This window comes from Streptomyces sp. MB09-02B (genome assembly GCF_033794485.1).
In the GTDB taxonomy this organism is placed as follows: domain Bacteria; phylum Actinomycetota; class Actinomycetes; order Streptomycetales; family Streptomycetaceae; genus Streptomyces.
Genome location: NZ_JARGEE010000305.1, coordinates 1 through 11072, shown reverse-complemented (window position 1 = coordinate 11072; position 11072 = coordinate 1). Strand labels below are relative to the sequence as shown.

General features: G+C 71.3%; 9 protein-coding genes and 1 pseudogene. 5 read left to right on the top strand and 5 right to left on the bottom strand.

What is annotated here, in order from left to right; genetic code table 11:
- Window positions 1-71: 71 nt before the first annotated feature.
- On the bottom strand, window positions 72-1985 hold the full coding sequence (locus tag P1P70_RS31875; protein ID WP_413471594.1) for an ABC transporter permease subunit: 1914 nt from the start codon (window positions 1983-1985) through the stop codon (window positions 72-74).
- Window positions 1985-2473 (bottom strand): hypothetical protein, encoded by a 489-nt coding sequence (locus P1P70_RS31870; RefSeq protein ID WP_319243969.1) that lies wholly within the window; start codon window positions 2471-2473, stop codon window positions 1985-1987. Before P1P70_RS31870 ends, P1P70_RS31875 begins: the two co-directional genes overlap by 1 nt.
- A 141-nt stretch (window positions 2474-2614) precedes the next feature.
- Here P1P70_RS31870 and P1P70_RS31865 point away from each other — a divergent pair, with 141 nt between their 5' ends.
- The 4 genes from P1P70_RS31865 to P1P70_RS31850 all read left to right on the top strand — a co-directional run bounded on the left by P1P70_RS31865 (window position 2615) and on the right by P1P70_RS31850 (window position 6737).
- Window positions 2615-3199 (top strand): hypothetical protein, encoded by a 585-nt coding sequence (locus tag P1P70_RS31865; RefSeq protein WP_319243967.1) that lies wholly within the window; start codon window positions 2615-2617, stop codon window positions 3197-3199.
- Window positions 3174-4466: an ABC transporter substrate-binding protein gene (locus P1P70_RS31860; RefSeq protein WP_319243965.1), complete on the top strand. Its 1293-nt coding sequence runs from the start codon at window positions 3174-3176 to the stop codon at window positions 4464-4466. Before P1P70_RS31865 ends, P1P70_RS31860 begins: the two co-directional genes overlap by 26 nt.
- Window positions 4467-4638: 172 nt before the next feature.
- Window positions 4639-5901 carry a glycosyltransferase family 4 protein gene (locus tag P1P70_RS31855; protein WP_319243963.1) on the top strand — a complete coding sequence of 421 codons (1263 nt, stop codon included), beginning with the start codon at window positions 4639-4641 and terminating at the stop codon, window positions 5899-5901.
- A complete protein-coding gene (locus P1P70_RS31850) occupies window positions 5898-6737 on the top strand; it encodes a hypothetical protein (protein ID WP_319243961.1) in 840 nt (279 codons plus the stop codon). Before P1P70_RS31855 ends, P1P70_RS31850 begins: the two co-directional genes overlap by 4 nt.
- Window positions 6738-6798: 61 nt before the next feature.
- Here P1P70_RS31850 and ctaD read toward each other — a convergent pair whose 3' ends face one another.
- Window positions 6799-8529 carry a cytochrome c oxidase subunit I gene (gene ctaD / locus P1P70_RS31845; RefSeq protein WP_319243960.1) on the bottom strand — a complete coding sequence of 577 codons (1731 nt, stop codon included), beginning with the start codon at window positions 8527-8529 and terminating at the stop codon, window positions 6799-6801.
- 385 nt (window positions 8530-8914) lie between these two features.
- Between ctaD and P1P70_RS31840 the strand changes: the two genes are divergently transcribed.
- Entirely contained in the window at window positions 8915-9130 is a 216-nt protein-coding gene (locus tag P1P70_RS31840; protein ID WP_319243958.1) for an I78 family peptidase inhibitor, read from the top strand.
- 107 nt (window positions 9131-9237) lie between these two features.
- Here P1P70_RS31840 and P1P70_RS31835 read toward each other — a convergent pair whose 3' ends face one another.
- Both P1P70_RS31835 and P1P70_RS31830 read right to left on the bottom strand, forming a co-directional pair.
- The gene (locus tag P1P70_RS31835) at window positions 9238-10284 is read right to left on the bottom strand and encodes a phosphatase PAP2 family protein (protein ID WP_319243956.1); all 1047 of its coding nucleotides are present in this window, start codon (window positions 10282-10284) and stop codon (window positions 9238-9240) included.
- A 238-nt stretch (window positions 10285-10522) separates the two neighbouring features.
- Window positions 10523-11072: pseudogene (locus P1P70_RS31830) on the bottom strand (hypothetical protein); the annotation flags it as partial.

Genomic DNA, 11072 nt, shown 5'->3' with positions numbered 1-11072 from the left:
TGTTTTTGTATTTTTGGTCCGCGGGTGACGGGTCGGAGCCCTACTAGTTGTTGATGGCGTTGTTGGTTTGGCTAAGGGCCGGGTGGTGCTCGGGCGGGGGTGGGAGGGGGTTGGTGGGGCGCCCCGGGCACCGCTCCCGCGCGCACCCGATCCCGAGCGCGCAGCCCCGTCGGCGTGAGCGCGCGCCGCCCCGGCCGCAGCCGTGTGAACCCGTCCCGCACCGCCTCGTACGGGCCGCCGGGGAAGCGACCGACCAGGACTGCCAGGGCGCCGACGACCGCGGTGGCCACGCCGCCCTCGGTGCCCGCGTCCAGGCCCACCAGCAGGGCGGCCGCCGCGAGGGCGCCGAGGGAGCTGTCGGCGCCGAGGACGACAACCGCGGCGAACCAGAGGAGGCTGCGCACGGGGTCGTAGGCGGCGGGGTCGAAGGCGCGGACACCCATCGCGAGCATGCCGCCGCCGAGCGCGGCGAGGGCGGCGCCCGCGACGAACGCCGCGAGCTTCAGAGACGGGACGCGTACACCCGCCGCCGACGCCCCCGACTCGTGGTCCCGCACGGCGGCGAGCGCTCTGCCCGTGCGGCCCCGGCGCAGGGCGTGGGTGGCGAGGAGGGCGAGGGAGAGGAGGCCCAACTCCAGGACGTAGTAGGCGCGGTCGCCCTCGAAGCCCGGGGGACGGGAGAGGGTGAGGCCCGAGGTCGCGTACGGCTGGGTGAAGACGAAGCGGCTCACGCCGACACCCACGGCGAACGTGGCCAGCGCCAGCGCCAGGCCGTGACGGCTGATGGCGGGCCGGCCGGTGAGCAGGCCGAGCGGGGCGACCAGGAGGACGGCCACCAGGAGGGCGGCCGGTTCGGGGAGGCCGGGGAGGAACGGGAAGCGGCCGGCCGCCAGAAGGGCCGTGAACAGGGCGCCCAGACCCGCGTAGGCCGCCTGGCCCAGGGAGATCTGGCCGCCTCGGCCCGTCACCACCACCAGCGAGAGCAGGATGACGCCCAGCGCCGGCACCTGGACGGCCGTGTGCAGGTCCTCGCCCGCGAAGCCCAGCGGGATCAGGAAGAGCAGGAGCGCCACGATCCACGCGGTACCGGGCGGCCCGGCCCGCGCGGTCGCCGTACGGGGCAGCGCGTCGCGGTCGCCCACACCCGGCAGGACCAGGGCCGCCACGAGGAGGGTGACCACGAAGAGGTTGGCGCCCACGGCCTGCAGCAACGGCTCCGCCCAGCCCGAGGGATGGAACCGGGTCAGCTGGCTCTGCGCCACCGCGACGCCCAGCGCGACCAGCACGGCCACCGGCAGGCTCCGCATCCGGGCGGCGACCGCCACGGCCACCACCTCCATCACCAGCAGCGGCATGCCGTACGGGTCGAGGCGTACGTACGGGGCCAGCAGGACGCCCGTCAGTCCCGCCGTGAAGGAGCCGAACGCCCAGCCCGCGGCGGCGACCCGGTCCGCGTCGATGCCGCCGAGCACGGCGAGGGAGCGGTCGTCGACGACGGCCCGCAGTTCCCGGCCGAACCGCGTCCAGCGGGTGACCGCGCCCACGGCCGCCGCGACGGCGACGGCCACCGCCAGCGGGCCCCACGGGTCGGCGGAGAGCAGCGTCGGCGCGTCGTCCCGCGCGCCCTGCCCCCACAGCAGCGCGGTCGCGCCCACGAGGAGGACGAACACGCCGATGGAGGCGACGAGGGTCCGCGCCGGGTCACCGCCGAGCACGGCGAGCGGACGGAAGACGAAGCGTTCCAGCACCAGGCCGATCGAAGGGGCCACGACCAGCAGGGTCACCACCGCACTCGGCCAGAGGGGCCACCCCCACTCCACGGTGAACTGCCGCAGCAGGTACGCGCACACCACGGCGATCGCCCCGTGCGCGAAGTTGAGCACGCCGGTCGCCCGGTAGGTCACGATCAGACCGACTCCGGTGAGGGCCGCCGCGCTGCCGACCGACAGCCCGGCCAGCGTGAGGTCGTACGTCAGCGACGCCATCAGCCCTCCGCGGAGTCGCCCCGGGAGGGTGCCTCACAGATCGGGCACGGCCGCAGTTCGCCGCTCGTCAGCACCCGGGAGTCCACCGGCACCGCCTCCGTCTTCCCGGCCACCAGCGGGCAGTCGGCGCGGTGCCAGAGGGTGCCGCCCGGCACCATCAGCAGGGTGCCGCTGGTGGCGAGGGGACCGACCGGCGCCCGCGCGGACGCGTCGTCGTCGGTCGGGTCGGGGGCGACCAGGAGGTCGTACAACTCCTCGACCCGCGAGGCGGCCAGGGCGTTCCTGCCGTGGGCGAGGAGGACCGCGCCCGCGACGATCAGCGCGGCGCCGGGGACAGTGCAGGAGGCCAGATAGGGGAGTTGCCGTTCGGCGAAGCGCTCGCCGGAGACGCCGTACCAGCCGACGACGCACAGCACCGCGCCGCCGGCGAGCGCGGCCCAGCCGGCCCAGAGGACGGGGCGCGCGGTCCGTAGTCGGGCTGTCCGCATCCGGGGCATCCGGGGCATCCGGGGCTCCCACACGTCGTGTGTCTGTCCATCGCAGCCGATGGCTTGCACTATGCCTTCTGCAAGCTGACCCTGAAAGAACCGGGCGCATGCCGCCCGGACCGACACCCGGTGGTGAGCCAGATGGTTCTCGGGAGCGACCTCAGGCGGGCGAACGGACGCGGGTCCCAGGCGGCGGGACGGGGAACGGCCCTGGCGGCCGCCCTGGTCCTCCTCCTCGCCCCGGCCCTCGCGGCGTGCAGCGACGACAGCGGTGGTGGCGGCGACAGCCCTCCGCCGACCCCCTCCGTGGAGCGGACGACGAGCGAACCCGCCGAGGAGGCCGTGTCCGCGAGCGCGAGCGGTCCCGCGGACACGGCGGCGGCCGAGAAGGAGATCAAGAAGAACTGGAAGGCGTTCTTCGACCCGGGCACCTCGACCGAGGAGAAACAGGCCGTTCTGGAGAACGGCGACGAGATGGGCCCCGTCCTCGCGGCGTTCAGCGGTGACGAGCGCGGCGGGCAGGTCGAGGCGGAGGTCCGGAAGGTCGAGTTCACCTCCGCGACCGGCGCCGACGTCACGTACACCCTGCTCCTGGAGGGCGCCACGGCACTGCCGGACGCGGCGGGCACGGCCGTCGAGCAGGACGGCACCTGGAAGGTGTCCGTCAAGACCCTGTGCGGGCTGGTCGCGCTGAGCGGCAATGCGACACCGGGCCCGGGCTGCTGAGACGGCCGCCGCGGGCCTGCTGCTCCTGCTGGCAACGGCCTGCGGCAGCCGGCTCCCGGAGAGCGACTTCGAGCGGGGGAGCGCCCCGCCCGCCCCGGCGAACCGTGAGCCGCTGCGCGTCGGGATCATCACCAGCGTCACCAGCCCCGTCGGCGGCGCCGCGTTCACCGGACCGCGCGACGGGGCGAAGGCCTACTTCGCCGCGCTCAACGCGCGCGGCGGCATCGACGGCCGCCGCGTCGAGGTGCGGGAGTGCGACGACGGGGGCAGCGGGGTCGGCAACAACGAGTGTGTGCACCGGCTCGTCGAGGAGGACGGCGTGGTGGCGCTGGTCGCCACCACCGCCCTCGACTACGCGGGCGCCGCCCGGGTCGCACGCGCGCGCGTGCCCGACATCGGGGGCCAGCCCATCGGGCCGGCGTACGACACCTACCCCTACCTGTACAGCGTCTACGGCAGCCTCGCGCCCCGGGACGGCACGACCGGCTGGGACGGGAAGCAGTACGGCGGCACCGAGGTCTACCGCTACTTCAAGCGCGAGCACGGCGCCCGTACCGCCGCCGTGGTCTCGTACAACCAGTCGGCGTCGGCCGCCTACGCCCGCCTGGTGGTCCAGGGACTGAGGGCCGAGGGGTACGAAGTGGTCACCGAGCAGCTCGACTTCGCGCTGCCCAACTTCCGGGCCGCCGCCGCCGACATCAAGGAGCAGGGCGCCGACCTGGTCTTCGACGCCATCGACGGCCACGGCAACGCCCGGCTCTGCCAGGAGATGTACGACGTGGGCGCCGACGTCACCGCCAAGGTCACCAACGTCCAGAACTGGACCTCCACGGTCGCCGAGGACTACGAGGACGCCCCGCGCTGCCGCAACGCCCTGTGGGCCACCGGCTCCAGCCGCAACCACGCGGACGTCGGCGACGCGGCCGTACGGGAGTTCCGGGACGGGACGAAGGGCCTGAAGACGCACGCGCAGTGGCAGTTGGAGGGCTGGGCGGCCGCGATGTGGTTCACGGACGCGGCGAGATCGTGCGTGGGGAGCGCGGAGGGCGTCACCCGCGCGTGCGTCGACCGGTTCATGAACCGCGACGAGCCCTACAGCGCCGACGGACTGCTCGTCCCCGTCCGTTTCGAGCGGCTCGCCGAGCCGCCGACGACACGCCGGACGTGTGTGTCGGTGGCTCGTTGGCGGGACGGGGAGGGGTGGGTGAGCCAGGGCGACATGAACGACACCTGCTTCGACGTACCCCAACTGCCTTACAGGCCCTGATGCGTGAGGAGGCGAAGAGGTTCCCTCTCCCGGCTATCGATCACACAACCGTTCAAAAACAAGTTGATGATGATGTCCAACCATTCCCGGGGAGGCCGGGTCTAACCGTGTGGCGCTGGACCAGCAGCGCCATTGATGGACGACCGGGGAAAACAGGGGGTTCGGGGGACGCATGCACATTTCTTTCCTGATACACAACGCGTACGGGATCGGGGGAACGATCCGGACGACGTACAACCTCGCGAACACCCTTGCCGAACAGCACGACGTGGAGATCGTCTCCGTCTTCCGCCACCGTGACGAGCCGGTGTTCGACGTCGACCCGAGGGTCCGGCTGCGCGGCCTGGTCGACATCCGGGAGGGCGGCGCCGACAAGGGCCACGCCGACCTGGAACGCCCCGCCAAGGCCTTCCCGCGTGCCGAGGGCCGCTACGGGCAGTACAGCGTCATGACCGACCGGCGCATCGCCGAGCACCTCGCCTCGGTCGACGCCGACGTCCTGGTCGGCACCCGGCCCGGGCTGAACGTGCACATGGCCCGGCAGACCCGCCGCGGCCCGATCCGCGTCGGCCAGGAGCACCTCACGCTCGACAGCCACTCGCCGGCCCTGCGCGCCACCCTGCGCGGTGTCTACCCGAGGCTCGACGCCCTCACCACGACCACCGAGGCCGACGCGCGCGCGTACGGCTCGAAGATGCGGCTGCCCGGCGTCCGCGTCCAGGCCGTGCCGAACCCGGTGCCCGCGCCCGGGATCGACCCGGCGGACGGCACCGGCAAGTGGGTCGTCGCCGCCGGACGACTCGCCCCCGTCAAGCGGTACGACCTGCTGATCAAGGCCTTCGACAAGGTGCGCGAGGAGCGGCCCGACTGGCGCCTGCGGATCTACGGCGGCGGCAAGCAGAAGGACAAACTCCGCGCGCTCGTGGACAAGTTGGGCCTCTACAACCACGTCTACCTGATGGGCCCCGCCAACCCCATCGAGCCCGAGTGGGCCAAGGGTTCCATCGCTGCCGTCACCTCCAGCCTGGAGTCGTTCGGCATGACGATCGTCGAGGCCATGCGCTGCGGCCTCCCGGTGGTCTCCACCAACTGCCCGCACGGTCCCGGCGAGATCATCGACGACGGCGTCGACGGCCGCCTGGTCAAGGTCGGCAGCGTCAAGGCCATCGCCGACGGTCTCCTGGAGCTCATCAACGACGACGACCGGCGTCAGCAGATGGCGCACGCCGCGCTCAAGGACTCCGAGCGTTTCGACCCGTCCCGCATCGCCGAGCGCTACGAGGCGCTCTTCGGCGACCTCGCCGCCCGCGGCGGCGCTTCCTCGGTGGGCCGGATGCGCGGCTCGCTGCACCGCACCCGTGGCGCTCTGCTCGGCGGCGCGTACGCCGTTCGGGATGCCGGACGTTCCGCCTTCAAGAAGGGGCGCACCGCATGATGACGCTGGCTCCCCAGCAGGGCACGCACCGCGACGACCAGGAGGACAGGGCCACGACCCCCCGCACGGACTGCGTGGCCGACTTCGCGGGCGGCCTGACCTTCGAGGTCCCCGACCGCGGTGAGTCCGGCCCCGCCCACCTGCTCCTCGTCCGCCGCGACGGGGACCAGGAGGTGCGCCTGCCCCTCACCCCGGCCGGCGACGGCCGTCTGCGGGCCGCGCTGCCGAGCAGCGTGGACGTGCCCGAGGGCTTCTGGGACGTCCACCTGCAGACGGCCGAGGGCGAGCCGCGGCGCCTGGCCCCGGGCGTCAACGACCTGCGCTCCCTCGTCGACCGCGCCCCCGCCGCCTCGTCCGAGCGGATCGTCGTGCGCATCCCGTACGCCACGAAGCACGGCAACCTCACCATCCGCAGCTGGGAGCGCTCCCCGCACGCCGAGGCCGGCGCACTCCAGATCGGCGACGGACGCCTGGAGGTGACGGCCCGGCTGTACGGCACCGAGCTCACGTCCGACGCGTACGCCGAGCTCACCGACCAGAACGGGGTGCTGCCCGCCGTACGGACCGACGTCACCGCGCACGACGACCCGGGCGAGGTGCGCTTCACCGTGGCCTACGGCGACCTGCGGCCCGGCCACTGGGACCTGTGGCTGCGGCCCGGGGGAGAGAACGGCCCGAAGGTGCGGATCGCCCGACTGCTCGACGACGTCGTGGACAAGCACCCGGTCTTCGTCTACCCCAAGTCCCGTGCCGAGTCCGCGCACGGCCCGGTGGAGGGCGAGCCGTACTACACGGCCCGCAACGACCTCTCCGTCACGGTCGTCGCCGCCCGGTGAGACCAGCCGGCGGTCGAGGACACTCCCTGTCCTCGACCGCCGGAGGGGCTGACCGAGACCATCAGGACCCTTCGGGACCGCCTGTCGGCCGCTCCTGACCGAACCGGGGGTGCGGTGTCCGTTCCTGGCCCCTCCGGGTCTGCGGCGGTGTGATCGCCGCGAACCTCGGATGGTGCAGGTCGAAGGCGGGGGACTCCGAGCGCACCCGGGGCAGCGTCACGAAGTTGTGGCGCGGCGGCGGACACGAGGTCGCCCACTCCAGCGACCGGCCGAAGCCCCACGGGTCGTCGACGTCGACCTCGACGCCGTACCGGGACGTCTTCCAGACGTTGTAGAGGAACGGCAGCGTGGACAGGCCCAGCAGGAAGGAGCCGACCGTCGAGACCGTGTTGAGGGCCGTGAACCCGTCGGCGGCCAGATAGTCCGCGTACCGCCGGGGCATGCCCTCGGCGCCCAGCCAGTGCTGCACCAGGAACGTGGTGTGGAACCCGACGAAGAGCGTCCAGAACTGGATCTTGCCGAGCCGCTCGTCGAGCATCTTCCCGGTGAACTTGGGCCACCAGAAGTAGAACCCCGCGAAGGTCGCGAAGACGACCGTGCCGAAGACGACGTAGTGGAAGTGCGCGACCACGAAGTAGGAGTCGGTGACGTGGAAGTCCATCGGCGGCGAGGCCAGGATGACCCCGGTGAGCCCGCCGAAGAGGAACGACACCAGGAAGCCTGTCGCCCACAGCATGGGTGTCTCGAACGACAGTGAGCCCTTCAGCATCGTCCCCGTCCAGTTGAAGAACTTCACCCCGGTCGGTACGGCGATCAGGAAGCTCATGAACGAGAAGAACGGCAGCAGCACCGCGCCCGTGGCGAACATGTGGTGCGCCCACACCACCACCGAGAGCCCGGTGATCGCCATCGTGGCCCCGACCAGCGTCAGATAGCCGAAGATCGGCTTGCGGCTGAAGACCGGGATGATCTCCGTGACGATCCCGAAGAACGGCAGGGCGATGATGTAGACCTCCGGGTGCCCGAAGAACCAGAAGAGGTGCTGCCACAGCAGCGCGCCGCCGTTGGCCGCGTCGAAGACCTGCGAGCCGAACCGCCGGTCCGCCTCCAGGACCAGCAGCGCCGCGGCGAGCACCGGGAACGCCATCAGGATCAGGATCGACGTGAACAGGGTGTTCCAGGTGAAGATCGGCATCCGGAACATCGTCATCCCGGGGGCGCGCATCGCGATGATCGTGGTCAGGAAGTTCACCGCGCCGAGGATCGTCCCGAACCCGGACAGCGCCAGCCCCATGATCCACATGTCGGCCCCGATCCCCGGCGACCGTTCCGCGTTGTTCAGCGGCGCGTAGGCGAACCACCCGAAGTCGGCGGGCCCCGAGGGCACCAGCAGCGAGCCCATCACGATCAGCCCGCCGAACAGGAACAGCCAGTACGACAGCATGTTCAGCCGGGGGAAGGCGACATCGGGCGCGCCGATCTGGAGCGGCATGATCTCGTTGGCGAACCCGGCGAAGGTCGGTGTCGCGAAGAGCAGCAGCATGATCGTGCCGTGCAGGGTGAACAACTGGTTGAACTGCTCGTTGTCCACGATCTGGGTACCCGGCCGAGCCAGCTCGGCCCGCATCACCAGCGCCATCAGACCGGCGGCCAGGAAGAACAGGAACGACGTGACCAGGTAGAGGTGGCCGATCTTCTTGTGGTCGGTCGTGGTCAGCCAGTCGACCACCACTCTTCCGGGCGCCATCGCCCCTCCGGGTCGGGCCGGCGCCTGTACGGTCTCGGTCCCCATCGCTCGCCCCTTCGCTGCCGCGTCCTGGGCCCGTGATGCACGCACGCCATGATGCGCGTGCCCCGGTCCGCTCCGACAGGGGGCGTACGGGGGAAGTGTGTGGGAACCGTGTATTTCCCATGAGCTGGGGACTTCCGGGAGCCGTCCGGGAATCGGTGGGAAAAGGCTGGACATGCACCGGACACACACGGCCCCGGACATGCTTTCCGACGGGCTATTCGTGATGGTGTCGAAGCGGTCGGGAATTACGTTCGGCAGCACGCGGAAGGCGTAAGGAACCGCTCGTACGTGTGACTGCGTTGGGCCGAAACGGGTGTCGTGGTTCTGTGACAGAAGCGTGACTGCGGGGCGACAGCGGGGCCTGGGGCCGCCTACCGTGGCGGTCATGGCACCCTTTCCCACCCCTTCCGAAGAGCCCCGGGACGACCCCGACGCCTACGTCGGTCTGGAGGCGCCGCAGGCCGAGCGCCGCGCCGCCGAACGCGGCTGGTCCACCGTCAGAAAGCTGCCCCCGGGCGCGATCATCACCATGGAGTACCGCTTCGGCCGGCTGAACCTGGAGGTCGAGGACGGCCGGGTGAAGCGCGCCTGGAAGGGCTGAACCCGAGCGCGGTCAGGTCGAGGACGGGCGAAGGCCCGGCTCCCTTCGGAGCCGGGCCTTCGCCGTGCGGGGCATGGGCTGTGCGTACCGGGCCCCGCTGTCTCGTGTCAGCTCCCCGCGACCGGTCGGGCCGAGGTCGCGTTACGGGCCACCCGGTCCGCGTGGGGCGACCGCCGGGTGCCGAGCGGCGTCATCGGAGTCCGCTCCGACCTGGTCAGATGCGGGCCGGGAGCCAGATGCAGCGGCACGATCGGGGGGTGGGGGGCGCGGGCCGCGATGCCGGTCTCCCGGGCACTCGCGGGCTCCTCGGCGGGCGCCCGCAGCGGGGCCGCCGTGCCCATGGCGGGCGTCGGCGCGGACACCGGGGCGGGTGCGGGCGCGGGCGCGGGTGCCGTACGACGGTCGCGCCAGGCGTCCCGCAGCGAGAAGAGCCAGACCTCGGCGCGGGCGATCAGCGGCTCGAACCAGGGCAGCGCCAGCATGATCAGCAGACCCGCGGCCCAGCCCAGCAGGACATCGCTCAACCAGTGCGTACCGAGGTAGACCGTGGTGAGACCGACGCCGAGCGAGATCACGGCGGACAGCGCGGACAGCCAGCGCCTGGCCCGCGGCGTGGACGCCAGGTAGGCCAGGATGCCCCAGGTCACCACGGCGTTGGCGGTGTGGCCCGAAGGAAATATGTCGCCGCCCAGCCACATCTCGTTGGAGCCGATCTCGGTGGCGTAGTGCGGGCCGAGCCGGCCCATGCCGAGCTTGGCGGCGCCGACGGTGATGTTCAGCAGCAGCAGCGAGACGCCGAGTGCGAGCATCGGGCGCAGCGTGTGCTGTCTCCAGGAGCGCCAGCCCAGCCACGCGGCGACCATCACGGCGGTGGGGCCACGCTGGCCCAGGACGACGTAGTAGTCCAGGAAGGCGTGGATCTGCTGCCACTGCTGGTACGGCCGGAAGAACATGATCTGCCAGTCGAGCCGGACCAGCCAGGACGTGATGACGACGGCCCACACGATGGCGACGTAGAAGGCCAGGGTGGAGGTGAACAGCACCACCCGGTGGCGGGTCATCACCGGTACGTCGATGTGGGTCGGCCGTTCCGGCTCACGGTCCAGCCTGGAGAAGACCCGGTCCAGACGGGTCGGCTTTAGTTCGGTACGCACGCAATCGACGTTACAGCGAGTGAGCTCCGACGCGGTGTGAATCACCGGCTTTGTGATGACGCCGTGATGTGGGATTCCTCTCAGAATGATGTTTATTTCTGCTGAATGGCGAATCGTTGCGCCACTTGGCCTTCAATTCCATGGCGCAATACTGAGCGGTCGTTTTGCCGCGCTTTTGAATTGGTTCACCGATTGCTCGCACGGAATTACCCGTCCGCTCGCCGTCGGTCGCGGCCGGTCAGGGCGGACCGGAACCATTCAGCCAGAACGCCCCGTAGGCCGCCGACACCACCGCGACACCGCCCAGAACCATGGCTGACCTGGGCGTACGTGCCCCGGCGAGAGCGCGCGCGAGAGGGAGCAGCAGAGGGAAGGCCGGCATCAGCAGCCGGGGCTTGGAGCCGAAGTAGCTCGACGCGCACAGGGCCAGCGCGGTGACGAACCCCGCGTAGACCAGCAACGGAAGCGGCTGCCTCTGACGAACACACACCGCGTACAGCCAAATGATCGACGCCACTCCGATGATCAGCCCGACACCCGCCAGCGCCGACGGGAACGACGTGAACTTGTCGGTGACGAAGCGCGCGAAGGCGTAGCCGCCGTCGAAGCCGTTGCGCCACCCCGCCTGGACGTCGAGATAGCCGAGCGGGCCCCCGCCCGTGCGATGGCCGACCCAGAGGACATAGCCGAGAGCGCCCAGGGGTGCGAGGAGCATCCCGAGGGCGCGCGCCCAGGGACTGGCGCTGCCCGATGATTCCGGACTCCGGTTTCGTACGAACGGGGGAGGG

Excerpts from the sequence above, each read along its gene's own strand:
- P1P70_RS31875 (WP_413471594.1), bottom strand. The coding sequence starts at position 1,985 with ATGGCGTCGCTGACGTACGACCTCACGCTGGCCGGGCTGTCGGTCGGC.
- P1P70_RS31870 (WP_319243969.1), bottom strand. The coding sequence starts at position 2,473 with ATGCGGACAGCCCGACTACGGACCGCGCGCCCCGTCCTCTGGGCCGGC.
- P1P70_RS31865 (WP_319243967.1), top strand. The coding sequence starts at position 2,615 with ATGGTTCTCGGGAGCGACCTCAGGCGGGCGAACGGACGCGGGTCCCAG.
- P1P70_RS31860 (WP_319243965.1), top strand. The coding sequence starts at position 3,174 with ATGCGACACCGGGCCCGGGCTGCTGAGACGGCCGCCGCGGGCCTGCTG.
- P1P70_RS31855 (WP_319243963.1), top strand. The coding sequence starts at position 4,639 with ATGCACATTTCTTTCCTGATACACAACGCGTACGGGATCGGGGGAACG.
- P1P70_RS31850 (WP_319243961.1), top strand. The coding sequence starts at position 5,898 with ATGATGACGCTGGCTCCCCAGCAGGGCACGCACCGCGACGACCAGGAG.
- ctaD (WP_319243960.1), bottom strand. The coding sequence starts at position 8,529 with ATGGGGACCGAGACCGTACAGGCGCCGGCCCGACCCGGAGGGGCGATG.
- P1P70_RS31840 (WP_319243958.1), top strand. The coding sequence starts at position 8,915 with ATGGCACCCTTTCCCACCCCTTCCGAAGAGCCCCGGGACGACCCCGAC.